This is a genomic window from Agromyces sp. GXS1127, from assembly GCF_050565425.1.
GTDB lineage: Bacteria > Actinomycetota > Actinomycetes > Actinomycetales > Microbacteriaceae > Agromyces.
This window is the reverse complement of the sequence record NZ_JBOCIG010000004.1, coordinates 394,549-419,068: the sequence shown is the minus strand read 5'-3', so window position 1 is coordinate 419,068 and position 24,520 is coordinate 394,549. Positions and strand designations below refer to the sequence as shown.

Below are 24,520 nucleotides of genomic sequence, written 5' to 3'. Positions count from 1 at the left end.
TGCGTCCGCCCCGGTTCGTGTCCCCGAAGCTAGCAGCGGCACGGAGCCGGGCGGAACAACCGAAAGTTGGACGGGGACCGTCGGTCGCTCGGATGCCGCGTGCGGCCGGGCGTGCGTCATGCTTGACGGATGACGGGCGAGAGCGGCGACGGCTGGGCGGAGGGCCCGGGGGGAGTCCGGTACTGGGGACGGTACGGTGCCGCGGGCCTGCTCATCGTCGATCCGGACGGCTCGGTGCTGCTGCAGCACCGAGCCGCATGGAGCCACTTCGGCGGCACCTGGGGCATTCCCGGCGGCGCCCGTCATCGCGACGAGTCTGCGCTCGACGCGGCGGTCCGCGAGGCGACCGAGGAGACCGGGATGCCGGCGGGCATCGTGTCCGCCCGGTTCGAGAGCGTGCTCGACCTCGGCTTCTGGTCGTACACGACGGTCGTCGCCGACGCGGTCGTCCGCTTCGAGCCGCACCTCGCCGACCGCGAGAGCATCGCGCTGCGGTGGACCCCGATCCCCGCGGTCGACGAGTTGCCGCTGCATCCGCGCTTCGCCGAGGCCTGGCCGGCGTTGCGCAGCCGGCTGATGGGCCGGTCCGCTCGATAGGATCGAGCCGTGGCCGAGAAGCGCACGGGGGTGTCGGATCGGGTCTGGACCGTGCCGAACCTCCTCAGCATGCTCCGATTGCTGCTCGTGCCGGTGTTCCTGGTGCTCGTGGTGGTCGGCGAGTACGTCCCGGCGCTCGTCGTGCTCGTGGTCGCGAGCGTGAGCGACCTGCTCGACGGCTTCATCGCGCGACGGTTCGACCAGGTCACGCGACTGGGCCAGCTGCTCGATCCCGCCGCCGACCGCCTGTACATCTTCGCCGCGCTCATCGGCCTCGCGGCGAACGACCTCGTGCCGTGGTGGATCGTCGTGGTGATCGTGGCGAGGGACGTGTTCCTCGTGGTCCTCGGCGTCGTGCTCGCCAACCACGGCTACGGCCCGCTCCCGGTCCACCAGCTCGGCAAGGCGGCGACCTTCGCGCTGTTCACCGGACTGCCGGTCATCATGCTCGGACTCGCGTTCCCCGTCCTGCAGCCGGTCAGCGAGCCCTTCGGCTGGGCGGTCACCATCTGGGGCGCGTTCCTGTACTGGTGGGCCGGCATCATCTACGCGATCGAGACCGCGCGTGTCGTCCGCGCGACGCGGGTGTCCGGGGCATCCGCATCCGATACGCTTGAGCCGGGAGGTTAGCGGTGGCGGATTCCGACATGACCCAGGCCGGTGCGAACGGCGAGGAGCGCGAGCCGTCGGCTGAGACGTCGGCGCATCGCGTCGACCAGCCGAACGACACGACGATGGGGTTCAGCCGCGACGCGGCGGCGCAGTTGAGCGCGCTCGACGCCGACGTGAGCGCCGCTGAGCAGGAGGCCATCGCGGCATTGCCGTCGGGCTCCGCGCTGCTCATCGTGCGCCGCGGACCGAACGTCGGGGCGAGGTTCCTGCTCGACACCGAGGTCACCTCGGTCGGTCGCCACCCCGACGCCGACATCTTCCTCGACGACGTCACCGTCTCGCGCAAGCACGCCGAGTTCGTGCGGCACGGCACCGCCTTCGAGGTCCGCGACCTCAACTCGCTGAACGGCACGTACTTCGACGGCATCCGCATCGAGACGGCGCTCCTCAGCGACGGCGCCGAGGTCCAGATCGGCAAGTACCGCCTCACCTTCTACGCCTCGCGACACGACCTCGCGGCGACGGGCACCGGGTGAGCGAGGGCGCCGCGGCGCGGCGTCCGACTCACGCCCCACCGCTGCTCGGCATCGGCCAGGTCCTGGCGAAGCTCCAGCCGGAGTTCCCGGAGCTGACCCCGTCGAAGCTGCGCTTCCTCGAGGAGCAGGGCCTCGTCTCGCCCGCCCGCACTGCGGCGGGCTACCGCAAGTTCTCACCCGCCGACATCGAGCGGATCACGGTCGTGCTCTCCATGCAGCGCGACCACTACCTTCCCCTGAAGGTGATCCGCGCGCACCTCGACGAGATCGACGCCGGGCGCACGCCGGCCCTGCCCGGCGTCGTCGACGCTGCGGCGTTCCGGGCGACCGCCGCGCGGTTCTCCCGAGAGGAGCTCCTTCGCGAGGCCGGTGCCGACGCGACGCTGCTCGACGAGGCGATCAGCGCATCGCTGATCCGGCCGGCCGAGGTCTACGGGCCCGAGGCGCGCGACCTGCTCACCGCGCTGGCCGCGCTCCGGACGAGCGGCATCGAACCGCGGCACCTGCGCGGACTCCGTGCCGCGGCCGACCGCCAGGCCGAGCTGGTCGGCCGGGCGATCGCGCCGGAACGCCGGCCGGATCCGGCCGGTCGGGCGCGGAGTGCCGAGCGCGCCCGCGAGCTCGGCGACCGGCTCGCGGTCGTGCACGCGGCCGTGCTGCGCGACGCCCTCGGCCGCCAGGTGCGCTGAGCGGGCGACACGCCGTGACGTTCGGCCCGATGTCCTCGACTCCGGTGGTCGGCGTGGGTAGCGTTGACTGCGCGCCGCCGCGGCGACGACGAGAGTGGAGGGGCGATCGGATGAGCGAGCTCGATCGGAGCGAACGAACACGATACGACCTCGGACTGCTGTTCACCGACGGCCTGCCGGAGCACGACGACGGAACCGGCTATCGCGGGGCGGTCGCCGCCCGCGCCGCGGGCATCAGCTACCGCCAACTCGACTACTGGGCTCGGACCGAGCTCGTCGAGCCGACGGTGCGGGGCGCGGCCGGCTCCGGGTCCCAGCGACTGTACGGCTTCCGCGACATCCTGGTCCTGAAGCTCGTCAAGCGACTGCTCGACACCGGCATCTCGCTCCAGCAGATCCGGGTCGCCGTGACGCAGCTCCGCGAAGCCGGCATCGACGACCTCGCGCAGACCACGCTCATGAGCGACGGCGCGAGTGTGTACCTCTGCACGTCCGACGACGAGGTCATCGACCTCGTCAATCGCGGTCAGGGCGTCTTCGGCATCGCGGTCGGCAAGGTGCTGCGCGAGGTGGAGTCGACGCTCGTGGAACTCGACACGCAGCGCGACGACCAGGTCGACGAGCTCGCCGCGCGACGTGCGCGGGCATCCCGCCGCATCTCCTGACGCGCCTCGCCCGGACGCGATGCCCCTCCTCGCCGAGGCGGTCCGGTGAGCCGACGAACGCGGTCGCAGCGTAGTCACCCGGCGAAGATGACGTCGTGTGACGTCCGGCACGGGCGTCGGCGCCGGCTCAGCGCTGGGGTGCGTCGAGCTCCATCTGCGGGGCGCCGGACTGCGCGAAGTCGCCGATGCGAGCGGTGCGCAGCACGCGCTCGAGCAGCTGGTCGAAGTGGTTCGACATCTCCTCCGCGCTCTCGCCGGGCCACATGTGCAGCGGCTTCGCCGCGCCCTGCGCCTGCTGGAGCGACGTGCGCTCGGGCAGCTGCGGGCTGAGCACGAGCGGCCCGAACATGTCGCGGAGCTCCTTGATCCGGAACTGGTGCTCGAGCGACTGCACGCGCGCGCGGTTGACGATGATGCCGAGCGGCTGGAGCCGCGGCGAGAGCCCTCGGCGGATCTCCTCGATCGCGCGGAGCGCGCGATCCGCAGCCGCGACCGAGAAGAGCCCGGGCTCGGTCACGACGGCCACGCGGTCGCTGGCGGCCCATGCCGTGCGGGTCAGGGCGTTCAGCGAGGGGGCGCAGTCGATGAGCACGAGCTCGTAGTCGGACTCGACGTTGGCGAGCGCCTCCTCGAGCTTCCAGATGTCGCGGATCGACGGGTGCGGACCGTCGTAGTTGATGGCGGACGGGCTCCCGATCATGACGTCGATGGTCGACTGCGGGTTCGACCGCGTCCAGCCGCTCGGGGCGATCGCCGAGCGGACGATCTTCTCCTTCGGCGACGCGAGGACGTCCGCGACGTTGAGGTGGCCGGACACCTGGATGTCCATGCCCGTCGAGACGTCGGACTGCGGGTCCAGGTCGACCACCAGGGTTCGCACGCCTCGCGCGAAGGCAGCCGACGCCAGCCCGAGGGTGACGGTGGTCTTGCCGACCCCGCCCTTCAGGGAACTGACCGAGAGAACGTGCACGAGCGAATACGTTACCGTTACTCGGAACGCGATACCTAAATGTTCCCTGTGCGGAGACGCCCGTCGGAAAGGCCTGCATGTTCGAGAAGATCCTGGTCGCCAATCGCGGTGAGATCGCCATCCGGGCGTTCCGAGCCGCCGTCGAACTCGGGGCGAAGACGGTGGCCGTCTTCCCCTACGAGGACCGCAATTCGCTGCACCGGCTGAAGGCGGACGAGGCGTACCAGATCGGCGAGCCGGGACATCCGGTGCGCGCCTACCTCGACGTGTCGGAGATCATCCGCGTCGCGAAGGAGTCCGGGGCGGACGCGATCTACCCGGGCTACGGCTTCCTCTCGGAGAACCCCGAGCTGGCCCAGGCCGCGGCCGACGCGGGCATCACCTTCATCGGCCCGCCCACGCGCGTGCTCGAGATGGCCGGCAACAAGGTGACCGCGAAGCAGCAGGCGATCGCCGCCGGCGTCCCCGTGCTGAAGTCGACCGAGCCCTCGACCGACGTCGAGGCGCTGCTGGCGCAGGCCGACGAGATCGGCTTCCCCATCTTCGCCAAGGCCGTCGCCGGCGGCGGCGGCCGCGGCATGCGCCGCGTCGACCGCCCGGAGGACCTCCGGCGCTCGCTGGAGGAGGCGATGCGCGAGGCCGACAGCGCATTCGGCGACCCGACGATGTTCCTCGAGCAGGCGGTCCTGCGTCCCCGGCACATCGAGGTGCAGGTACTGGCGGATGGCGCGGGCGAGACCGTGCACCTCTTCGAGCGCGACTGCTCGGTGCAGCGCCGCCACCAGAAGGTCGTGGAGATCGCGCCGGCGCCGAACCTCTCGGACGACGTCCGGGCGTCGCTGTACCGCGACGCGGTCGCGTTCGCGAAGTCGATCGGGTACGTCAACGCCGGAACGGTCGAGTTCCTCCTCGACACAGCGGGGGAGCGCGCGGGCCAGCACGTGTTCATCGAGATGAACCCGCGCATCCAGGTCGAGCACACCGTCACCGAAGAGGTCACGGACGTCGACCTCGTGGTCGCCCAGATCCGCATCGCCGCGGGGGAGCGCCTCGACGACCTGGGCCTGACCCAGGACCGCATCCACCTGCGCGGCGCGGCGCTGCAGTGCCGCATCACCACGGAGGACCCGACCGCCAACTTCCGGCCGGACACGGGGAAGATCACCACCTACCGCTCGCCGGGCGGGGCGGGCATCCGCCTCGACGGCGGCACCGTGAACCCGGGCGCGCAGATCAGCCCGCACTTCGACTCGATGCTCGCCAAGCTCATCTGCCGCGGGCGCGACTACGAGCAGGCCGTCACGCGCGCCAAGCGCGCCCTGGCGGAGTTCCGCATCCGCGGCGTGTCCACGAACATCCCGTTCCTCCAGGCCGTCATGGACGACGCGCACTTCATCGCCGGCGACCTCAGCACCTCCTTCATCGACGAGCGCCCGCAGCTCGTCCGGGGTCGCGTGTCGAAGGACCGCGGCACGAAGATCCTCAACTGGCTCGCCGACGTGACGGTGAACCAGCCGAACGGCCCGGCGCCCACCACGGTGGCGCCCGCCGAGAAGCTCCCGGAGATCGACCTCGCCGCGCCCGCACCCGCCGGCTCGCGCCAGCGGCTCCTCGAGCTCGGCCCGACCGGGTTCGCCGCCGCCCTCCGCGCCCAGACGCCGCTCGCGGTCACCGAGACGACCTTCCGCGACGCGCACCAGTCGCTCCTCGCCACGCGCGTGCGCACCCGCGACCTCGTGGCGGTCGCGCCGTACGTGGCGCGCATGACGCCGCAGCTCCTCTCCGTCGAGGCCTGGGGCGGGGCGACGTACGACGTGGCCCTCCGCTTCCTCGGCGAGGACCCCTGGGAGCGGCTCGCCGCGCTGCGCGAGACGCTGCCGAACGTCAACATCCAGATGCTGCTCCGGGGACGCAACACGGTCGGCTACACGCCGTACCCCACCGAGGTCACCGACGCGTTCGTGCAGGAGGCGGCCGCGACCGGCGTCGACATCTTCCGCATCTTCGACGCGCTGAACGACGTCTCGCAGATGCGACCGGCCATCGAGGCCGTGCTCGCCGCCGGCACGCCGATCGCCGAGGTCGCCGTCTGCTACACGGGCGACCTGCTGGACCCGCGCGAGGACCTGTACACGCTTGACTACTACCTGCGCCTCGCCGACCAGATCGTCGACGCGGGGGCGCACGTGCTCGCGATCAAGGACATGGCCGGCCTGCTGCGCCCCGCGGCCGCCGAGAAGCTGGTCGCAGCGCTCCGCGAGCGCTTCGACCTGCCGGTCCACCTGCACACGCACGACACGGCGGGCGGGCAGCTCGCCACGCTCCTCGCGGCCAGCCGTGCCGGCGTCGACGCCGTCGACGTCGCCAGCGCGCCCATGGCCGGGACCACGAGCCAGCCCTCGGCATCCGCCCTGGTGGCCGCGCTCGCCCACACCGAGCGCGACACCGGGATCTCGCTGGACGCCGTCTCCGACCTCGAGCCGTACTGGGAGGCGGTGCGCCGCATCTACCGGCCGTTCGAGTCAGGCCTGCCCGGGCCCACGGGGCGCGTCTACCACCACGAGATCCCCGGCGGGCAGCTCTCCAACCTGCGCCAGCAGGCGATCGCGCTGGGTCTCGCGGACGACTTCGAGCTCATCGAGGACATGTACGCGGCGGCGAACGACATCCTCGGCCGCGTGCCGAAGGTCACGCCCTCGTCGAAGGTCGTCGGCGACCTCGCACTGCACCTCGCGGCCGTCAAGGCCGACCCGGCGGACTTCGCGGCCAACCCCGAGAAGTACGACGTGCCCGACTCGGTGATCGGCTTCATGGCCGGCGAGCTCGGCGACCTGCCCGGCGGGTGGCCCGAGCCGTTCCGCTCGAAGGTCCTCGCCGGTCGCGACGTGCGCGTCGGCGTGACCGAGCTCTCGCACGCGCAGCGTCGAGGCCTCGCCGAGCCCGGTGCCGAGCGCCGTGCCCTCCTCAACTCGCTGCTCTTCCCGGCACCGACCCGGCAGTTCGAGCAGATCCGCGAGCTCTTCGGCGACCTCTCGGTCGTCGACACGCTCGACTACCTCTACGGCCTCCGTCCCGGCTCGGAGCACGTCGTCGAGATCGACAAGGGCGTCCGGCTGTACGCCGGCCTCGAAGCGATCGGCGAGGCCGACGAGAAGGGCATGCGCACCGTCATGACCATCCTGAACGGCCAGCTCCGCCCGGTCTTCGTCCGGGATCGGAGCATCACGGTCGAGACGCGGGTGGCCGAGAAGGCGGATGCCTCGCAGCCCGGGCACATCGCCGCGCCGTTCTCCGGCGTGGTGACGCTCCAGGTCGAGGCGGGCGCCGAGATCGAGGCAGGCCAGGCCGTGGCATCCATCGAGGCGATGAAGATGGAAGCCGCGATCACGTCGCCGGTCGCGGGCGTCCTCGAGCGCGTCGCCATCCCGCGGACCCAGCAGGTGGAGGCGGGTGATCTGCTCGTCGTCGTGCGCCCGGGCTAGACTCGGGGGTGTTCCGCACTGATGAGGAGGGGAAATCGGTGGCAGAGCACGAGGACGATCCGGATCGCGGCGAGCGTCGCCCGGTGTCGCGCACGACGGCCGGCCGGGCGCGGTCGGGCGGCGCGCACGCGGCCGATGAAGTCGACGTGCGCGTCGACCTCCCGCCGGTCCCGGCGCGGACCATGCCGGAGGACGAGGTGGCGGTCGCGATCGACGACGTCGCGGTCGACCCGGGCGACCTGACCGCCGTGACGACCGGGACCACCTCGGTCGACGTGGTGCCCGCGCTGGCCGGTTCGGCCCACCGCTCGGCGGCGCGGCGCGACCCCTCGCCGTACGGCGCCCTGCTCGCCGCCGACGGTGCACGGCTGCGGCGGGAACGCGTCACGACGGACACGGGGGCGCACATGGCCGTCGTCGCCGACGGCGAGAACGCGGTCGTGCCCGCGGAGGTGCCCGAGACGGCCGAGTCGCTCACGGCCGACCGCCTGATCGACCTGAACCGCACGACGCGGCCCGCGCCGCAGGGCGGCATGAACCGGTTCCTCTACGAGGCCACCTTCCACCTGGTCAACCTCGGCGACTCGGCCAAGGTGCGCGCCCACAAGGAGCTGAGCGAGCGCATCCGCCGCCGGTTCGAGGGCGGCGCGCGCTTCGTCCCGGTGCTCACGCGCAAGGGCGGCGTCGGGAAGACCACGGTGACCGCACTGCTCGGCATGGCGCTGGCCGATGCCCGCGACGATCGCATCATCGCGATCGACGCGAACCCCGACCGCGGCACGCTCGCCGAACGCGTCGACCGCCAGACGCGCGAGACGGTGCGCGACGTCGTCGCCAAGGCGTCCTCGATCGGCGGCTACACCGATTTCTCCCGGTTCGTCTCGCGTGACGAGACCCGACTCGACATCCTCGCCTCCGACACCGACCCGTCGCTGTCCGAGGCGTTCGACGACGACGACTACAACGTGGTGGCGGGGCTCGCCGCTCGCTACTACTCGCTCGTCCTCACGGACTGCGGCACGGGCATCGTGCACTCCGTCATGCGGGCCACGCTCCAGCGCGCCGACTCGATCGTCGTGGTCTCGGGCGGCAGCGTCGACGAGGCCAGGCTCGCGAGCGAGACGCTCACGTGGCTCGAGGCGAACGGCTACGGCGAACTGGTCCGGAACGCCGTGGTCGCCATCAACCTGGCCACGCAGGGCACGCATCTCGTCAAGGTCGACGAGATCGAGGCCCACTTCCAGTCGCGCGTGCGCGAGATCGTGCGGATCCCGTACGATCCCCAGCTCGCGGCGGGCTCGGTGGTGAACTGGAGCGACCTGCGCCCGGTGACCCAGCATTCGGCCCGCGAACTCGCCGCCCTCGTGGTGGAAGGCCTGCCCGTCGAACGCGGGCACTGAACACGGAGCATCATTGCCGGAACGTCCCATTCGCCTGTTCGGCGACCCCGTCCTGAAGACCGTCTCGAGCCCCGTCGACCTCGTCGACGACCGCGTCCGATCCCTCGTCGAAGACCTGGTGGACAGCGTCCGGCTGCCCGGCCGCGCCGGCGTCGCGGCGCCGCAGATCGGCGTGAACCTGCGCGTGTTCAGCTACAACGTCGACGGCGAGGTCGGGTACATCATCAACCCGGTGCTCGTCGAGGTCACCGGGGAGCCCGAACTCCTCGACGAGGGCTGCCTGTCGGTTCCCGGCCTCTGGCACAAGACCCCGCGGCATCCGTACGCCCGCGTGCGCGGAATCGACCTGGATGGCAACGAGATCGAGCTCGCCGGCGAAGGGCTCATGGCCCAGGCGCTCCAGCACGAGACCGACCACCTCGACGGCCTGCTCTACCTCGACCGGCTGGAGAAGGACGAGCGGCGTGCGGCCATGCGGGCCGTCCGCGAGTCCGACTGGTTCTGAGCCGCGTCCGGGTCCGCGGCCAGAGCGACGGAGGACGCCGGCGGCGCCGACACGACGGATGCCCCGCGGCCGAGGCCGCGGGGCATCCGTCGTCGCGAGCGGTCAGCTGATGATCGAGTGACCCTCGGTCGCGGGCGCGCCCGAGTAGAGGCCGTCGATCTCCGCCGAGAAGTCGTCGAGGATGACGTTGCGCTTGATGCTCATCTTCGGCGTGAGGTGACCGCTGTCCTCGGTGAACTCCGTGGGCAGGATCACGAACTTGCGGATCGACTCCGCACGGGAGACGTGCTCGTTCGCCGCGTCGATCGCGCGCTGCACCTCGGCGAGGACGGCCGGGTTCTTCGTGGCCTCCTCGACCGACATCCCCGCGTCCTCGTGGTGGTTGTTGAGCCACACGGGGAGCATCTCCGGGTCGAGCGTCACGAGCGCCGAGATGAACGGCTTCTGGTCGCCGACGACGACGACCTGACCGACGAGCGGGTTGGCCCGGATCGGGTCCTCGAGCGCGGCGGGCGCCACGTTCTTGCCGCCGGCCGTGACGATGATCTCCTTCTTCCGGCCGGTGATCGTGAGGAAACCGTCGGCGTCGAACTCGCCGATGTCGCCGGTCTTGAACCACTCGCCGTCGAACGTCTCGGCCGTGGCCTCCGGGTTCTTCCAGTACTCCTTGAAGACGTTGATGCCCTTGACCTGGATCTCGCCGTCGTCGGCCGTGCGGACCGAGACGCCCGGCAGTGCGGGTCCGACCGTGCCGATCTTCGACTTCGTCACGAGGTTCACGGTCGCCGGCGCGGTGGTCTCGGTGAGGCCGTAGCCCTCGAGGATGGTGATGCCGAGGGCGTGGTAGAAGTGGCCGAGGCGCGGGCCGAGCGGCGCCGAGCCGGAGACGGCGTACTTAACGTTGCCGCCCATCGCGGCCCGGAGCTTGGAGAAGACCAGCCGGTCGAACAGCGCGAACTTGAGCTTCAGGCCGAGCGGGATCCGGCCGCCGGCCTCGAGCGCCGTCGAGTACGCGACCGCGGTCTCGGCCGCCGCGTGGAAGATCTTGCCCTTGCCGCCGGCCTCGGCCTTCTGCTCCGACACGTTGTAGACCTTCTCGAACACGCGCGGAACCGCGAGGAGGAAGGTCGGCTTGAAACTGCCGAGCGAGGGCAGCAGCTGCTTGGTGTCGGGCTGGTGGCCGACGCGCACGCCGGCGTGCACGCAGAGGACCGAGATGAACCGGGCGAAGACGTGGGCCGTGGTGATGAACAGCAGCGTCGAGGCCCCGTTCGGGTCGAGCACGACCTCCTGAAGCGCGACGGCCGAGTTGCGGGAGAGCTCGACGAAGTTCGCGTGCGTGAGCACGCAGCCCTTGGGCTTGCCGGTCGAACCTGAGGTGTAGATGAGCGTGGCGATGTCGGAGCCGACGGCGAGGTTGCGCCGGCGCTCGATCTCGTCGTCGGAGACTTCCGAACCCGACGCCGCGAGCTTGTCGAGGTCGCCGAGGTCGATCTGCCACACGTTGCGGATCGCGGGGAGGTCGGGGTGGACCTCGTCGAAGCGCGCGAAGTGGTCGGCGGTCTCGAGGATCACGGCGATCGCGCCGGAGTCGCCGAGGTTCCACCTGACCTGCGCGGGGGAGCTGGTCTCGTAGACGGGGACGAGCACCGCGCCCGCGAACCACGCGGCGAAGTCGATGAGCGTCCACTCGTAGCGGGTCTTGCTCATGAGGCCGATCTTGTCGCCCGGCTGGATGCCCGCCGCCACGAGGCCCTTGGCGAGGGCCACGACCTGCGCGTGGAACTCGCGCGTCGTGACCGGGCTCCACCCGCCGTCGGCGGTCGGTAGCGAGAACAGCACGGAATCGGGCGTGGCCCTGACGCGCTCGACCAGGAGGTCGGTGGTGTTCGCGTCGGGGTCGGCGGGGACCAGGGGCGCGGTGGTGAACTCGATCACGGTAGCTCCTTCGGCACCGGGAGGGCCGCACGGGTTCGGGATCGCGCGACCACGGCAGTGGGGTTGACTACACTCTAGTCGGTGCGGCGCGGGCCAGACCGGCCGCTCCACACCCCCGCACCCCCGGCGAAAGGCGTTCGACGTGCACGCGATCGGCATCGACATCGGCGGCACCAAGATCGCCGGCGCAGTGGTCGACGAACTCGGCGGCATCATCCGCTCGGCGCGGGTCCCGACGCCGGTCGACACGGTCGCGCTCGAGGACGCGGTGGTCGCCATGATCGGGGAGCTCGCCGCCGGTGAGCGCGTCGACGCCGTCGGCGTCGCCGCGGCCGGGTTCATCGACGCCGCGCAGTCGACGGTCTACTACGCGCCCAACATCGACTGGCGCAACGAGCCCTTCCGCGAGAAGCTCGAGGCGCGCGTCGGCGGCACCGTCGTCGTCGAGAACGACGCGAATGCGGCGGGATGGGCCGAGTTCCGCTTCGGCGCCGGCCGCATGGTGAGCGACATGGTCATGCTCACGATCGGCACCGGGGTGGGCGGTGCGATCGTCGCAGGCGACCGGCTCTTCCGCGGCGGGTTCGGCGCGGGCGCCGAACTCGGTCACCTGCGGCTGGTCCCCGGCGGCATCGCCTGCGGCTGCGGCCAGCACGGATGCCTCGAGCAGTACGGGTCGGGCCGGGCGCTGCTGCGCATGGCGAACGAGATCGCCGATGCGGGCGGCATCGGCCAGAGCCTCGCCCGCGCCCGCGATGAGCACGGCGCCCTCGACGGCTCGATCGTCGGCGGCCTCATCGCCGCGGAGGATCCGGGCGCGGTCGCGGCGCTGCGGCAGCTCGGGCGCTGGCTCGGCGAGGCGTCGGCGAGCCTGTCCGCTGTGCTCGATCCGCAGCGGTTCGTGTTCGGCGGCGGCGTCGCGGTCGCCGGCGAGCTCCTGCTCGCACCGATCCGCGAGGCCTACCTCGAGCACCTGCCCGCCCGCGGCTACCACCCCGAGCCGGACTTCGTGATCGCGGAGCTCGTCAACGACGCCGGCGTCGTGGGAGCGGCCGACCTCGCACGGGTCTGGGTGGAGGAGCACGCCTGACGCGTGCGGCGCTAGGCTTGCCGGGCAGCCGGACGAGACGGAGGACCCAGGTGTTCTACTGGATCATGAAGCACATCGTGGTAGGGCCGCTGCTCCTCTCGATCTTCCGCCCCTGGGTCGTCGGGCTCGAGCGCGTGCCCGAGGAGGGGCCGGTCATCCTCGCCTCGAACCACCTCTCGTTCATCGACTCGATCTTCCTGCCCCTCGTCGTCGACCGTCCGGTCGTGTTCCTCGCCAAGAGCGAGTACTTCACGGGCAAGGGGCTCAAGGGCTGGGCGACGCGGATGTTCTTCCAGGCGGCCGGTCAGCTGCCGATCGACCGGTCGGGCGGCAAGGCGTCCGAGGCGTCGCTGAACACCGGTCTCCGCGTCCTCGGCGAGGGACGCATCCTCGGCATCTACCCCGAAGGCACCCGGAGCCCCGACGGCAAGCTCTACCGGGGCCGGACCGGCGTCGCCCGCATGGTCCTCGAGGCCGGCGTTCCCGTGGTGCCGGTGGCGATGATCGGGACCGCGGAGATCATGCCGATCGGCACGCGCCTGCCGAAGGTCCGGCGCGTCGGCATCGTGTTCGGCGAGCCCCTCGACTTCTCCCGGTTCCACGGCATGGAGGGGGACCGGTTCGTGCTCCGCTCGGTGACCGACGAGCTCGTGTACGACCTGCGGCGGCTCAGCGACCAGGAGTACGTCGACGTCTACGCGAGCACCCTCCGCGAGCAGCGCGCCGCCCAGACCCCGTCGCGGTAACGCGGCGTTCTGCCGCGGTAGGCTGGATCCACGGCGTCGCGACGTGCGGCGCCCCTTCCGTTTCAGCGCCGCGTGCGCCCGAACCCCCAGGACAGTCCAGTGGTACAGCTCGTCGAGCCGGTCGTGAATGCAGATCCCTCCGTGATTGCCGGCCTCGACTATTGGCGCACGCTCCCCATCAAGCAGCAGCCGAGTTGGCCCGACGCCGAGGCCGCGCACGCGGCATCCGCTGAATTGGCCACCCTGCCGCCGCTCGTCTTCGCCGGCGAGGTCGACATGCTGCGCGACCGGCTCGCGGCCGCGTCGCGCGGCGAGGCGTTCCTGCTGCAGGGCGGCGACTGCGCCGAGACCTTCGCGGGCGCGACGGCCGACCAGATCCGCAACCGGGTGAAGACCGTCCTGCAGATGGCGGTCGTGCTCACCTACGGCGCCTCGATGCCGGTCGTGAAGATGGGGCGGATGGCGGGCCAGTTCGCCAAGCCCCGCTCGAGCGACACCGAGACGCGCGGCGGCGTCACGCTGCCCGCGTACCGCGGCGACATCGTCAACGGGTACGACTTCACGCCCGAGTCGCGGGCGGCCGACCCGTCGCGTCTGCTGCAGGGCTACCACATGGCCGCGTCGACGTTGAACCTGATCCGCGCGTTCACGCAGGGCGGGTTCGCCGACCTCCGGCAGGTGCACGCCTGGAACCAGGGCTTCGCGGCGAACCCGGCCAACATCCGCTACGAGAAGCTCGCGCGCGAGATCGACCGCGCCGTGAAGTTCATGGACGCGTGCGGCGCCGACTTCGATGAACTGCGCCGGACCGAGTTCTACACGGGCCACGAGGGTCTGCTCATGGACTACGAGCGGCCGATGACGCGCATCGACTCGCGCACGGGCACGCCCTACAACACGTCCGCGCACTTCATCTGGATCGGCGAGCGCACCAGGGAGCTCGACGGCGCCCACGTCGACTTCCTGTCGCGCGTGCGCAACCCGATCGGCGTCAAGCTCGGTCCGACCACGACGCCCGAGATCATGATGGAGCTCGTCGAGAAGCTCGACCCGCACCGGGAGCCGGGTCGCCTGACCTTCATCACGCGCATGGGCGCCGGGAAGATCCGCGACGCGCTGCCGCCGCTGCTGGAGGCGATCCAGCGGAGCGACGCGAACCCGCTGTGGGTCACCGACCCGATGCACGGCAACGGCATCACGACGCCGACCGGGTACAAGACGCGCCGGTTCGACGACGTCATGGATGAGGTCGCCGGCTTCTTCGAGGCGCACCGTGCCGCCGGCACGCACCCCGGCGGCATCCACGTGGAGCTGACCGGTGACGACGTGACCGAGTGCCTCGGGGGTTCCGAGCACATCGACGAGGAGACCCTCGCGACGCGCTACGAATCGCTCTGCGACCCGCGCCTGAACCACATGCAGTCGCTCGAGCTGGCGTTCCTCGTCGCGGAGGAGCTCGCCGCGCGCTGATCGCGTGGATCACCGCCGACGGGCGGTCGTGGCAGACGGATGCCGCGGCCGCCCGTTGCGCGCACGGCCCCGTGCGCGGGCGCAACCCGCCGCTCGCGCGGTCGCAGCATTCGCCGCGCGTGCCCGCGTCACGCGCGATCGGACGACGGCGGGCGGATCAGAGCGTGAGCGAGCCGACGATGCGGACGCTGCTCCCGCGCGGTGCGAGTTCGCTCGCGGCCGGCGACTGCTCCTTCACGGTGGCGAGCGGCAGGAAGAGGTCGGGCAGCTCGTACGAGACGGAGAATCCGGCGGCCTCGAGTTCCGCGATCGCGTCGGACATCGTCTTGCCGACGACCTCCGGCACCTCGACCGGTGCCGGCCCCTTGGACACCGTGAGCCGGACCGTGTCGCCCGGGTTCATGGGATCGTCGAGCCACTCGGCCGTGATCACGGCGTCGACCGGCACCGCCTCGTCGTACGCCGGATCGGTGAACTCGACCTTCAGGCCGGCCCCGTCGAGTCTCGACTGCGCCTCGCCCACCGCGAGACCCTCCACGGGCGGCACCGGTCCGACGGACACCACGAGCGTCAGGCCGCCGAGCTCGGCGTACTCGGCACCCACGGCGGAACCGTCGGCGTCGAGCACGGCGATGACGAGACCGGACTCGACGTCCCTGGAGAACTGCTCCGAGCTCTCCTCGGCGACCGTGAAGTCGGACAGCTGCGCCCGGGCCTCCGCCTCGGGCTGGCCGACCACGTCGGGCACCGCGAGCATCTGCGGGCCGGTCGAGACGAACATCCCGACGGTCGAGCCGCGGCGCGCGAGGTCGCCCGCTGCCGGGTCGGTGCCGATGACCTGTCCCGCGGGGACGACCGGATCGTTGCGGTCGACGGGGTCGACGGCGAAGCCGGCGTCCTCGAGGGCGCGCGTCGCGTTCTGCGGCAGCATCTCCGCGGTCTCCGGGACGCTCGCGAGCGCGCCGGGGCCGGCGCCGAAGTACCAGCCGGTGCCGACCGAGAGACCGGTGAGCAGCAGCACGAGCGCGAGCAGCCAGTAGCCGCGGTTGCGGCGCCGGTCCGCCGCGCGCTCGAGGGTCGCCGTGTCGTCGTCGGGCTCGGCGTCGGCGGTCGCGAGTGCGGCGCCGCCGGGCGCGAGGACGCGCGTCTCGGCGGTCGGCGCGCCCGTGGCGCCGCTGATGACGAGCGTGTCCTGCATGGCGGTGCGCGACGACGCGGGTCGCAGCACGGGCTCGATCTCGCGGACGCGCTCGAGCATGATCCGGGCGTCCGCCGGACGCTGGTCGGGGTCGCGCGAGGTCGCCCACAGCACGAGCGCGTCGAGCTCGGGGGGCACCGACGGCGCGCGCGTGCTCGGTGCGGGCACCGACTCGTTGGCGTGCTGGTACGCGATCTGCATCGGCGCCTCGCCGACGTAGGGCTGTTCGCCGGTCAGCATCTCGTAGGCCATGATGCCGAGCGCGTAGATGTCGCTGCGCGCGTCGGCGACGCCGCGCGTCACGAGCTCGGGCGAGAGGTAGGCGATCGTGCCGAGCAGTGCCTGCCCGGTCGCCGTGTTCGCGCTCGCGGCCCGGGCGAGGCCGAAGTCGCCGAGCTTGATGCGGCCGTCGTCGGCGAGCAGCACGTTCTCGGGCTTGAGGTCGCGGTGCACGATCCCGGCCTTGTGCGCGGCGGCGAGCCCGGACAGGACCGCATCGAGGATGTCGACCGTCTGCTCGGGCGTCAGCCGCTTGTAGTCCTTCAGCAGGTCGCGCAGCGTGATGCCCGGAAGGTACTCCATGACGAGGTAGGCCATGTCGGCGTCCTGGCCCTGGTCGAACACGTTCACGACGTTCGGGTGCGCGAGCCTGGCGGCCGAGCGCGCCTCCTGCACGAACCGCGTCTTGAACGTGTTGTCGTCGGCCAGGTGGCCGTGCATGATCTTGATCGCGACCCGCCGCTCGAGCCGCAGGTCGGTCGCGAGGTAGACCGTCGCCATCCCCCCGCGCGCGATGCGCGAGCGCACCTGATACCGGCCGTCGACGAGACGGCCGATCATCGGGTCCGCGGGTGGAGCTGTGGTCACCGTACGAGTGTACGAAGCGGCATATGCCCTTCGGTGAACAAACGCCGGGACCGCCGCGAAACGAGACGGCATCGTGACGATCGCATGATCCTCTCCGCTCAGCGGAGTTCGTCGAGCCAGCGGCGGGCCGATTCCTCCCATTTCGCGTAGTGCTTCGGATGTGCGCTCTGCTGCACGGCCTGCGCCGCCTCGGTCACCGTCATCCCGGTCCATCCATCGATGTCGAGCAGGCCGGGGGTGCGACCCTCGTTGGGCGTCGCAGGCCCGCCGTAGAACGCGGTCGCCGCGCGCACCGGATCGAGCACCTGCTCGGGCGTGCCCCAGCCCTGGCTCGGGCGCTGCTGGAACAGGCCGAGCGAGTCGCGGTCGCCGTGCCGCACGTTGCGGAGCCCGGACTCCTGCGCCGCGGCCGCCAGGGCGATCACGATGCCGCGATCCGGCACCCCGAGCGAGCGGCCCACGTCCACGATGACCCGGGCGTTGGCCCGCATCTCCTCGTCCAGTCGGACGTCGAGCGCGGCGACGCCGGCGGCCTCGACGACCGCCGCCCCCACGACGATCCGCTGGCCCGGGAGGATCACGCTGCCGGCGGTCAGGTCGTTGAGCTCGAGCAGGCGGTCCAGTCCCACGCCGTAGCGTTCGCCGATCCCGATGAGCGTGTCGCCCGGCACGACGACATGCGAGACCTCCGTGGTCGGCGCGCCCGGGGCGGGCCCGGCCGCGTCCGGTGCGTCGACGGATGCCGCGGCCCGATCGGACGGGGGGATGGTGAGCGCTTGGCCGGGGAAGATCAGACTCGACGGGCCCAGCCCGTTGGCGCTCAGGACGACCCGGGCCTGGAGTCCGTACTCCGCCGCGATGGCGCTCACGGTGTCGCCCGGTGCGACGATGTGGCGCGCGATCCCGGCGTCCGGCTCCGGGGCCGCGGGCGGCGACCCGCCGGGGAGTGCGAGCCGCTGGCCCGGGAAGATCAGGCTGGACCAGCTCAGGCCGTTCTCGGCGAGCACCTCCGCCGTGGAGAGGCCGTAGCGCGCGGCGATCGTGCTCACCGTGTCGCCCTGCGCGACGACGACCTCCCGAGGCACCGACGCGACGGCGGGCGTCGCGATCCGGGGCATCGCCGGGCCGCGCGTCTCCTTGGCCTTCGGCTGGCGCTTCACCGGCTGCGGGGCGGCGTCGGCGGGCTGGGCGATGCCGAGGCTCACGGCGACCGCGCCGACGACGGCGACGGGGATGGTGAGCAGTCGACGCACGCCGCCGCGTCGCCGTGCCGGAGACCGGTCGCCCGGCCCTTCGTCGTCCCCGATGGGCGTGCTGCCCGAGTACTGCGTCATGTTCCCCCTCCGCATGATCGCGGATGCGGTCACCGTCTCATGGCGGGGGAGTCGAGTCAAACTCATCGGCGCGCGTCGCGACGCGCGGGCGTCTCGGGTTCCGGGGAGGCCGCGCCGCGTGGCAGTCTTGGACTGTGACCGACGTCGAGCAGACCGAGTGGCTGACCGTTCCCGAGCTGGTCGAACGACTGGGGCAGAGTCCCGGGCGCATCCGGCGCCTCATCGACGACCGCCACCTGCTCGCGGCACGGATCGACGGCGTGCTCAAGGTCCCCGCGTCCTTCCTCCGCGACGACGCCCCGCTGCCGGAGCTCCACGGCACGGCGATCGTCCTCGCCGATGCGGGCTTCTCCGACGACGAGGCCCTCGAATGGTTCCTCGCGGAGGAGGACAGCCTCGGGACCACGCCGATCGCAGCGCTCCGCGCCGGCCGCAAGGCCGAGGTCCGCCGGGTCGCCCAGGCGCTCGCCTGATCCGAGCGCGTCAGCTCTCGCGTCGCGTGACGGCGCGCGCGAGTTCGGCCAGGTCGCGGGCGGCCTCGCGGTCGAGGTCGGGCGACTCCAGGGCCTCCATGGCGAGGACCGTGTTGCCGGCGATCACCGCCTCCACCTCGTCGACGGCGCCGCAGTCGCGGATGGTGTCCTGCAGCATCCGGATCTGCTCGGCGCCGAGTTCCGGATCGCCCAGCAGCTCGTCGAGCAGCCGCCGCTGACCGGCGGACAGTCGCTCCCGCGCGATCGCGACGAGCACCGTGCGCTTCCCCTCGCGCAGGTCGTCGCCGGCGGGCTTGCCCGTGACCTCGGGGTCGCCGTACACGCCGAGCAGGTCGTCGCGGAGCTGGAAGGCGATGCCGAGCGGGAGGCCGAACGCGCGCAGCGCCTCGAGCTGCCGCGTCGAGCCGCCGGCGATCGCACCGCCGATGGTCAGGGGGGCCTCGATGCTGTACCTCGCGGACTTGTGCACGACGACCCGCTCGGCACGCGCCCGCTGCTCGGATTCGGCCCTCGTGAGCCACGCACGCTCCTCGAGGATGTCGAGGTACTGGCCGACCGTGACCTCGGTGCGCATGCGGTTGAACTCCAGTCGCGCAGCGCGCGCCGCGCCGATGTCGCGGAGCGACGCGAGCCCCTCGTCGAGGAGCTCGTCGCTCCACCCGAGCAGCAGGTCGCCGAGGAGCACCGCGGTCGCGCCGCCGTAGTCCTCCGCGCTGCCGGACCAGCCTCCCGCACGGTGCTGCGCCTCGTACACGCGGTGCGCGGACGGCGCGCCGCGGCGTGTGTCGGAGTGGTCGATCAGGTCGTCGTGGACCAGGGCGGCGGCGTGGAACACCTCGAGCGAGGCGCATGCCGAGACCACGGCGTACCGCTCGGCGGCGGCGTCGGGCCCGGTGCGGTCGCGGGCCGGACCCCGGACGGCGTCGAAGCCGAGGCCGCAGAATCGTGCCCTGAACCGCTTGCCGCCGCTGAGAAACCGCTTCGAGAATGCGGCGAGCGGGTCGAGGTCGTCGCTGATCGAGCGGAGAATGGATGCACGGTCGACGAGGAACTCCTCGAGGCGTTCGTTCACCGCATCGACGAGTCGGGGAGCATGGGCCACCCGCCTAGCCTAGCGAGGGCGCGGAGGACTAGAATGAGCGTCACGAAGCGTCGGTCCCGAGAACTGAGGGGAATGAGATGCCGCTTTCGGAGCAGGAGCAACGCCTTCTCGAGGAGATGGAGCGGAACCTCTACAAGAACGACGCCGACTTCGTCGCGACCGTCGGAGGTGGCGGGCGCGGGCGCCCCAACTACCGGGCCATCGTGCTCGGCGTCCTCCTCGCCGTCGCCGGCGCCGGTGCGCTCATCGGCGGCGTCGCCTCGCAGCTGACCGTCGTCGGCGTGCTCGGCTTCGCGCTGATGTTCGTCGGCGTCCTCGTCGCGATCACGCCGTCGAAGCGCCGCGGAACCGCGTCGACGTCGATGCCGTCCGGCGGTGGGTCGACCAGGGCCGCCAGGCCGCAGGCGGGCTTCATGGACCGACTGAACGAGCGGTGGGACCGGCGCCAAGAGGGCCGCGACTGACGCGTCGTCGGTCGTACGCGGCCGACTGACCACACCCGACTGACGGGCCGATCGGAGATCGGCCCGTTTTTCCTGCGCGTCCGGCGCCGGCGCTGCCGAGAGACGTGCCGACCCGAAGCCATTCGACCCCAGAACCCGCACCCCTCCACTTCCCACCACCGTGCGATCGGACGGCGGGCGAGTCGCATCGACCAGCGCCCGATGCGCGTCATCGTGCGGCCATCCGTCCCCGCTGAGCCGGCGCTCGAGCCCGCTCAGCGCCGTTCTCCATGCGGGCGCGCCCACGCGGCATCCACTTCCCTCCACCTCCGAGAACGCTGAGAATACGGGCTTCCACTGAGCAGATCGCGCCGGAAACGGAGCGATGTCGTTGTTTCGTGGAGGGGAGTGGAGTAAAGTGGGGACCGCACCTGGTTCCTGGCCGGAGGATGGGGGTGACGGGATGTTCCTCGGAAGCTACGAACCGAAGCTCGACGAGAAGGGTCGCGTCATTCTTCCGGCGAAGTTCCGGGATGAGTTGTCGAACGGCCTCGTGCTCACACGAGGTCAGGAGCGCTGCATCTACGTGTTCAGCGCGCGGGAGTTCGAGGACATGAGCGAGAAGATCCGCCAAGCCCCCGTCACGAGCAAGCAGGCGCGCGATTACATGCGCGTCTTCCTCTCCGGGGCCTCTGCGGAGACCCCCGACAAGCAGCATCGGGTCACCATCCCCGCCAATCTCCGCGCATACGCGGGGCTCGACCGGGACCTCACGGTCATCGGTGCGGGGAGCCGGGTGGAGATCTGGGATGCGGCGGCGTGGCAGACGTACCTCGCCGAGCAGGAGGCGGCCTTCGCAGAGACGGCGGAGGAGGTGATCCCCGGACTCTTCTGAGTCTCCGGGCCCCGACTCCCAGCCGTGCGAGCCTGCTGCACTTCCCCGCAGCAGGACGAACGGATGGGGATCGGGACCCGGAGGCCCGGGAACGAGGGAGATTTCATGGACATCGAACGGATCCACACGCCCGTGATGCTCGAGCGGACGCTCGAGCTCCTGGCGCCGGCTCTGGAACGCGACGATGCGGTGTACGTCGACGCGACCCTCGGCATGGGCGGACACTCCCGGGCCGTACTCGAACGGTTCCCGAACGCGACCGCGATCGGACTCGATCGCGACACCGACGCGATCGGGATCGCGAGGGAACGCCTCGCGGAGTTCGGCGATCGCGCCCGCTTCGTCCACACCGTCTACGACGGCATCGCCGAGGCGGTCCGCGGCGAGGGGTTCGACGAGGTCGACGCGATCCTCTTCGACCTCGGCGTCTCCTCGCTGCAGCTCGACCGGGCGGAGCGCGGGTTCGCCTACGCGAAGGACGCGCCGCTCGACATGCGCATGGACTCGACCCGTGGACGGACGGCCGCGGACGTCATCGCCGAATACCCCGAGGAGGACCTCCGGCGCATCTTCCGCGACTACGGCGAGGAGAAGCTCGCGGCGCGGTACGCCCGGGCCATCGTCCGGGCGCGCGCCGAGGCGCCGATCACGCGGTCGGGGCGACTCGTCGAGGTGCTGCACGACGCCACGCCCGCCGCGGTGCAGCGCGCCGGCCATCCGGCCAAGCGCGTGTTCCAGGCACTGCGGATCGAGGTCAACGAGGAGCTCTCGGTGCTCGAGCGGGCCCTGCCCGCCGCGCTCGATCTCGTCGCCGTGGGCGGCCGCATCGTCGTGCTGTCCTACCAGTCGCTCGAGGACCGGCTCGTCAAGCGGGTCCTCGCCGCGGCATCCTCCTCCACGGCGCCCCGCGGGCTGCCGATGGAGCTTCCGGAGCATCGCCCGCAGTTCCGGCTCCTCGTCAGGGGGGCCGAGCTCGCGAGCGAGTCCGAGCAGGCGGAGAACCCGCGTGCGAAGCCGGTGCGCCTGCGCGCCGCAGAACGAGTGAGGAGGCCGTCGTGAGCGCACTGCCGGCCCTGACCAGACCCGCCCGGCGCTGGGCTCCCGCGGCGACGCCGCGGCTCCGCCCGGCACCCGAGCCCGGCGCGCGGCGCGCCCGGCCGAGGCTCGCCTACGCCGTCGTCGCGCTCGCCTCCATCGGGGCGATCGCGGTCGTCCAGCTGCTGCTGTCGATCGCGATGACGCAGGGCGCCTACGAGATGGACGAGCAGCTCCTCCGGCAGGCGCAGCTGCAGCGGGAGCAGCAGAAGCTCTCGGACGACCTCGATCGCCTCGAGTCGCCGCAGTTCCTCGCGGCGAACGCCGAGGCGCTCGGCATGGTCCCGAACGGGGCGCCCGTCTACCTCCGCCTCTCCGACGGCGCGGTGGTCGGCGACCCGACGGCCGCCGCGGGCACCGCGACCTCGTCCGCAGCACTCGTGCCCAATGCGCTCATCGACGGCGTGCCGCTCGTGACCGAGCAGGCCGCGGGGGAGACTGCCGGAGAGAAGGGAGGCGGCAAGCCCGCGACGCCCGCGGACGGCACGCCCGCCGCGCCGCCCGCGCTGACCGGCGGCCTGCCGACTCCCGCGACGCATTGACGTCGCCCGACCCGACCACGACCCGAGACCGGACGGAGCGAACCAGCCGATGAACCGCGTGAGCCGCCACCCGATGCGACGCGTCGTCGCCGCAGGGCTCGCGCTGGTGCTGATCGTCGGCTGGTTCGTCGTCCGGCTCGTCGACATCCAGGTCGTCCGGGCGGCCGAGCTGAACGAGGCCTCCGAGGACGTCCGATCGGAGACGCGCGTGATCTACGGGGAGCGCGGCGCGATCGTCGACGCGAACGGCACCGTGCTCGCGGAGAGCGTCATGCGCTACCACATCACGATCTCGCCGAAGCAGGCGATGGCCACCCAGACGTTCGAGCGCGAGGGCGACGACGGCGAGGAGGTCGACGTGACGCTCGACGACGCCCTCGGCGAGCTCGGCGAGGTCATCGGCCGTCCCGGAGCCGAGCTGCGCGCGCAGATCGAGGAGGAGCTCGCCGCCGACCCGGGTGCGGACTTCTCGTACGTCGCCAAGCGGGTCGACACCGAGACGTACGAGCGGGTCAAGGCGCTGGGCATCCCGTTCGTCTACTCCGCCGAGGTGCCGAGTCGCCGGTACCCGAACGGTGCGGTCGGGGGAAACCTGCTCGGCTTCGTGACCGACGAGGGCGAGGCCGGCGCCGGCCTGGAGTACTCCGAGAACGCCTGCCTCGCGAGCGAGGACGGCGAGATGACCTGGCTGCACAGCCTCAAGGACTGGGTCGCGATCCCGGGGTCCGAGGTCGTGAACTCGGCCGCCCACGACGGCGGAGACCTGCAGCTCACGATCGACGCCGACCTGCAGTACTTCGTGCAGCGGATCGCCGCCGCACGCGTGGCCGAGACCGGCGCCGACTGGGCGACGGTCACGGTGATGGAGGCGAAGACGGGCAAGCTCCTCGCGGTCGCCGACGTCCCCACGGTCGACCCCAACTCGCCGAGCTCGGTCGACGCCGACGACCGCGGGTCGCGGGCGTTCTCGGCGCCGTTCGAGCCGGGCTCGACGTTCAAGGCGCTCACCTCGGCCTCCGTGATCGACGCCGGGAAGGGGTCGCCCACGAGCGGCGTGACCGCCGACTACCGATACCTCCCCGCCAACGGCGCGAACATCAACGACAGCCACTACCACGGGCCGACGAACTACACGATGACGGGCATGCTCATCGACTCGTCGAACACCGCCATGTCGATGTTCGGCGAGAAGGTCAGCGATGAGCGCCGGTACCAGGACATGCTCGACTTCGGGCTCGGGGCGGTCTCCGAGGTGGGCTTCGCGGGGGAGGAGCCGGGCGACCTGCACGGCGGGCCAGACACGTGGGACAACCAGACCAAGTACGCGACCATGTTCGGCCAGGGCCTGACGACGACCGCCATCCAGATCACGAGCGCCTATCAGGCCCTCGCCAACGGCGGGGTGCGGATGCCGGTGACGCTCGTCGAGGGCTGTCGCCAGGACGACGGCACGCTCACCGAGGAGCCCTCCGACGAGGGGCGTCGCGTGGTGTCGGAGCAGGCCGCCGACGAGACGAGCCGGATGCTCGAGCAGGTGTACCGCGACGGCTGGCTCGCCGACCAATGGGAGATCCCGGGGTACCGTGTCGCCGCGAAGACGGGCACGGCGCAGGTCCCGGACGGCAACGGCGGCTACCAGTCGGGCTACCTCGTCTCGGTGTCCGGCTTCGCACCGGCGGACGACCCCGAGTTCGTCGTTTCGGTCAGCATCATGAACCCCGTTAAGATGAACTCGTCCGCCGCATCGGCTCCCGTCTTCCAGCAGGTGATGAGCCAGGTGCTGAAGAAGTATCGGACCGTTCCGTCCGGCGCCCAGGCGCCCGAGCTGCCAGCAACCTGGTGAGAAAGTT

The 24,520-nt window shown here is 71.6% G+C and carries 22 protein-coding genes; 17 read left to right on the top strand and 5 right to left on the bottom strand.

Annotation, left to right across the window (positions count from 1 at the left end):
* The first annotated feature begins 129 nt into the window (after positions 1-129).
* The 5 genes from ACQ393_RS09940 to ACQ393_RS09920 all read left to right on the top strand — a co-directional run bounded on the left by ACQ393_RS09940 (position 130) and on the right by ACQ393_RS09920 (position 3,099).
* A complete protein-coding gene (locus ACQ393_RS09940) occupies positions 130-597 on the top strand; it encodes an NUDIX domain-containing protein (protein ID WP_430646661.1) in 468 nt (155 codons plus the stop codon).
* A gap of 9 nt (positions 598-606) precedes the next feature.
* The gene (locus tag ACQ393_RS09935; protein ID WP_430646660.1) at positions 607-1,227 is read left to right on the top strand and encodes a CDP-alcohol phosphatidyltransferase family protein; all 621 of its coding nucleotides are present in this window, start codon (positions 607-609) and stop codon (positions 1,225-1,227) included.
* Between the two features lie 17 nt (positions 1,228-1,244).
* Positions 1,245-1,745, top strand: a complete 501-nt coding sequence (locus ACQ393_RS09930; protein ID WP_430646659.1) for an FHA domain-containing protein — start codon at positions 1,245-1,247, stop codon at positions 1,743-1,745.
* The gene (locus ACQ393_RS09925) at positions 1,742-2,434 is read left to right on the top strand and encodes a MerR family transcriptional regulator (RefSeq protein WP_430646658.1); all 693 of its coding nucleotides are present in this window, start codon (positions 1,742-1,744) and stop codon (positions 2,432-2,434) included. The genes ACQ393_RS09930 and ACQ393_RS09925 overlap by 4 nt, the downstream gene beginning before the upstream one ends.
* Before the next feature lie 110 nt (positions 2,435-2,544).
* On the top strand, positions 2,545-3,099 hold the full coding sequence (locus ACQ393_RS09920; protein ID WP_430646657.1) for a MerR family transcriptional regulator: 555 nt from the start codon (positions 2,545-2,547) through the stop codon (positions 3,097-3,099).
* A gap of 127 nt (positions 3,100-3,226) precedes the next feature.
* Here ACQ393_RS09920 and ACQ393_RS09915 read toward each other — a convergent pair whose 3' ends face one another.
* Entirely contained in the window at positions 3,227-4,069 is an 843-nt protein-coding gene (locus tag ACQ393_RS09915; RefSeq protein ID WP_430646656.1) for a ParA family protein, read from the bottom strand.
* 77 nt (positions 4,070-4,146) lie between these two features.
* Between ACQ393_RS09915 and ACQ393_RS09910 the strand changes: the two genes are divergently transcribed.
* From ACQ393_RS09910 to def, 3 genes are read left to right on the top strand one after another with little or no spacing between them, the layout of a single operon-like run.
* Positions 4,147-7,551, top strand: a complete 3,405-nt coding sequence (locus ACQ393_RS09910; protein WP_430646655.1) for a pyruvate carboxylase — start codon at positions 4,147-4,149, stop codon at positions 7,549-7,551.
* Between the two features lie 38 nt (positions 7,552-7,589).
* Entirely contained in the window at positions 7,590-8,951 is a 1,362-nt protein-coding gene (locus ACQ393_RS09905) for an AAA family ATPase (protein ID WP_430646654.1), read from the top strand.
* A gap of 13 nt (positions 8,952-8,964) precedes the next feature.
* Positions 8,965-9,456 carry a peptide deformylase gene (gene def / locus ACQ393_RS09900; protein WP_430646653.1) on the top strand — a complete coding sequence of 164 codons (492 nt, stop codon included), beginning with the start codon at positions 8,965-8,967 and terminating at the stop codon, positions 9,454-9,456.
* A 102-nt stretch (positions 9,457-9,558) separates the two neighbouring features.
* On the opposite strand, the gene ACQ393_RS09895 is transcribed toward def, so the two are convergent.
* On the bottom strand, positions 9,559-11,394 hold the full coding sequence (locus tag ACQ393_RS09895; RefSeq protein ID WP_430646652.1) for an AMP-dependent synthetase/ligase: 1,836 nt from the start codon (positions 11,392-11,394) through the stop codon (positions 9,559-9,561).
* Positions 11,395-11,536: 142 nt separating this feature from the next.
* On the opposite strand from ACQ393_RS09895, the gene ACQ393_RS09890 reads away from it, so the two are divergent.
* The 3 genes from ACQ393_RS09890 to ACQ393_RS09880 all read left to right on the top strand — a co-directional run bounded on the left by ACQ393_RS09890 (position 11,537) and on the right by ACQ393_RS09880 (position 14,700).
* Positions 11,537-12,484 carry an ROK family glucokinase gene (locus ACQ393_RS09890; RefSeq protein ID WP_430646651.1) on the top strand — a complete coding sequence of 316 codons (948 nt, stop codon included), beginning with the start codon at positions 11,537-11,539 and terminating at the stop codon, positions 12,482-12,484.
* 50 nt (positions 12,485-12,534) lie between these two features.
* On the top strand, positions 12,535-13,230 hold the full coding sequence (locus ACQ393_RS09885; RefSeq protein WP_430646650.1) for a lysophospholipid acyltransferase family protein: 696 nt from the start codon (positions 12,535-12,537) through the stop codon (positions 13,228-13,230).
* 141 nt (positions 13,231-13,371) lie between these two features.
* Positions 13,372-14,700, top strand: a complete 1,329-nt coding sequence (locus ACQ393_RS09880; protein WP_430646721.1) for a class II 3-deoxy-7-phosphoheptulonate synthase — start codon at positions 13,372-13,374, stop codon at positions 14,698-14,700.
* A gap of 157 nt (positions 14,701-14,857) precedes the next feature.
* Here ACQ393_RS09880 and pknB read toward each other — a convergent pair whose 3' ends face one another.
* Both pknB and ACQ393_RS09870 read right to left on the bottom strand, forming a co-directional pair.
* Positions 14,858-16,738 carry a Stk1 family PASTA domain-containing Ser/Thr kinase gene (gene pknB, locus ACQ393_RS09875; protein ID WP_430646720.1) on the bottom strand — a complete coding sequence of 627 codons (1,881 nt, stop codon included), beginning with the start codon at positions 16,736-16,738 and terminating at the stop codon, positions 14,858-14,860.
* A gap of 125 nt (positions 16,739-16,863) precedes the next feature.
* Complete coding sequence (locus tag ACQ393_RS09870) at positions 16,864-18,099, bottom strand: LysM peptidoglycan-binding domain-containing protein (protein ID WP_430646649.1); 1,236 nt, start codon at positions 18,097-18,099, stop codon at positions 16,864-16,866.
* Between the two features lie 134 nt (positions 18,100-18,233).
* Between ACQ393_RS09870 and ACQ393_RS09865 the strand changes: the two genes are divergently transcribed.
* Positions 18,234-18,572 (top strand): Rv2175c family DNA-binding protein, encoded by a 339-nt coding sequence (locus tag ACQ393_RS09865; RefSeq protein ID WP_430646648.1) that lies wholly within the window; start codon positions 18,234-18,236, stop codon positions 18,570-18,572.
* Between the two features lie 10 nt (positions 18,573-18,582).
* Here ACQ393_RS09865 and ACQ393_RS09860 read toward each other — a convergent pair whose 3' ends face one another.
* Entirely contained in the window at positions 18,583-19,695 is a 1,113-nt protein-coding gene (locus ACQ393_RS09860) for a polyprenyl synthetase family protein (RefSeq protein ID WP_430646647.1), read from the bottom strand.
* A 77-nt stretch (positions 19,696-19,772) separates the two neighbouring features.
* Between ACQ393_RS09860 and ACQ393_RS09855 the strand changes: the two genes are divergently transcribed.
* The 5 genes from ACQ393_RS09855 to ACQ393_RS09835 all read left to right on the top strand — a co-directional run bounded on the left by ACQ393_RS09855 (position 19,773) and on the right by ACQ393_RS09835 (position 24,513).
* Positions 19,773-20,159 carry a DUF3040 domain-containing protein gene (locus ACQ393_RS09855; RefSeq protein WP_430646645.1) on the top strand — a complete coding sequence of 129 codons (387 nt, stop codon included), beginning with the start codon at positions 19,773-19,775 and terminating at the stop codon, positions 20,157-20,159.
* 442 nt (positions 20,160-20,601) lie between these two features.
* Positions 20,602-21,033 carry a division/cell wall cluster transcriptional repressor MraZ gene (gene mraZ, locus ACQ393_RS09850; protein ID WP_129233160.1) on the top strand — a complete coding sequence of 144 codons (432 nt, stop codon included), beginning with the start codon at positions 20,602-20,604 and terminating at the stop codon, positions 21,031-21,033.
* A gap of 105 nt (positions 21,034-21,138) precedes the next feature.
* On the top strand, positions 21,139-22,092 hold the full coding sequence (gene rsmH / locus ACQ393_RS09845) for a 16S rRNA (cytosine(1402)-N(4))-methyltransferase RsmH (RefSeq protein ID WP_430646644.1): 954 nt from the start codon (positions 21,139-21,141) through the stop codon (positions 22,090-22,092).
* Positions 22,089-22,670 (top strand): hypothetical protein, encoded by a 582-nt coding sequence (locus ACQ393_RS09840; RefSeq protein WP_430646643.1) that lies wholly within the window; start codon positions 22,089-22,091, stop codon positions 22,668-22,670. Before rsmH ends, ACQ393_RS09840 begins: the two co-directional genes overlap by 4 nt.
* Positions 22,671-22,728: 58 nt before the next feature.
* Positions 22,729-24,513, top strand: a complete 1,785-nt coding sequence (locus tag ACQ393_RS09835; protein ID WP_430646642.1) for a peptidoglycan D,D-transpeptidase FtsI family protein — start codon at positions 22,729-22,731, stop codon at positions 24,511-24,513.
* Positions 24,514-24,520 lie beyond the last annotated feature (7 nt).

Coding starts and splice junctions, on each gene's coding strand:
- ACQ393_RS09940 (WP_430646661.1), top strand. CDS start 130: ATGACGGGCGAGAGCGGCGACGGCTGGGCGGAGGGCCCGGGGGGAGTC.
- ACQ393_RS09930 (WP_430646659.1), top strand. CDS start 1,245: ATGACCCAGGCCGGTGCGAACGGCGAGGAGCGCGAGCCGTCGGCTGAG.
- ACQ393_RS09920 (WP_430646657.1), top strand. CDS start 2,545: ATGAGCGAGCTCGATCGGAGCGAACGAACACGATACGACCTCGGACTG.
- ACQ393_RS09910 (WP_430646655.1), top strand. CDS start 4,147: ATGTTCGAGAAGATCCTGGTCGCCAATCGCGGTGAGATCGCCATCCGG.
- pknB (WP_430646720.1), bottom strand. CDS start 16,738: ATGATCGGCCGTCTCGTCGACGGCCGGTATCAGGTGCGCTCGCGCATC.
- ACQ393_RS09870 (WP_430646649.1), bottom strand. CDS start 18,099: ATGACGCAGTACTCGGGCAGCACGCCCATCGGGGACGACGAAGGGCCG.
- ACQ393_RS09855 (WP_430646645.1), top strand. CDS start 19,773: ATGCCGCTTTCGGAGCAGGAGCAACGCCTTCTCGAGGAGATGGAGCGG.
- mraZ (WP_129233160.1), top strand. CDS start 20,602: ATGTTCCTCGGAAGCTACGAACCGAAGCTCGACGAGAAGGGTCGCGTC.
- rsmH (WP_430646644.1), top strand. CDS start 21,139: ATGGACATCGAACGGATCCACACGCCCGTGATGCTCGAGCGGACGCTC.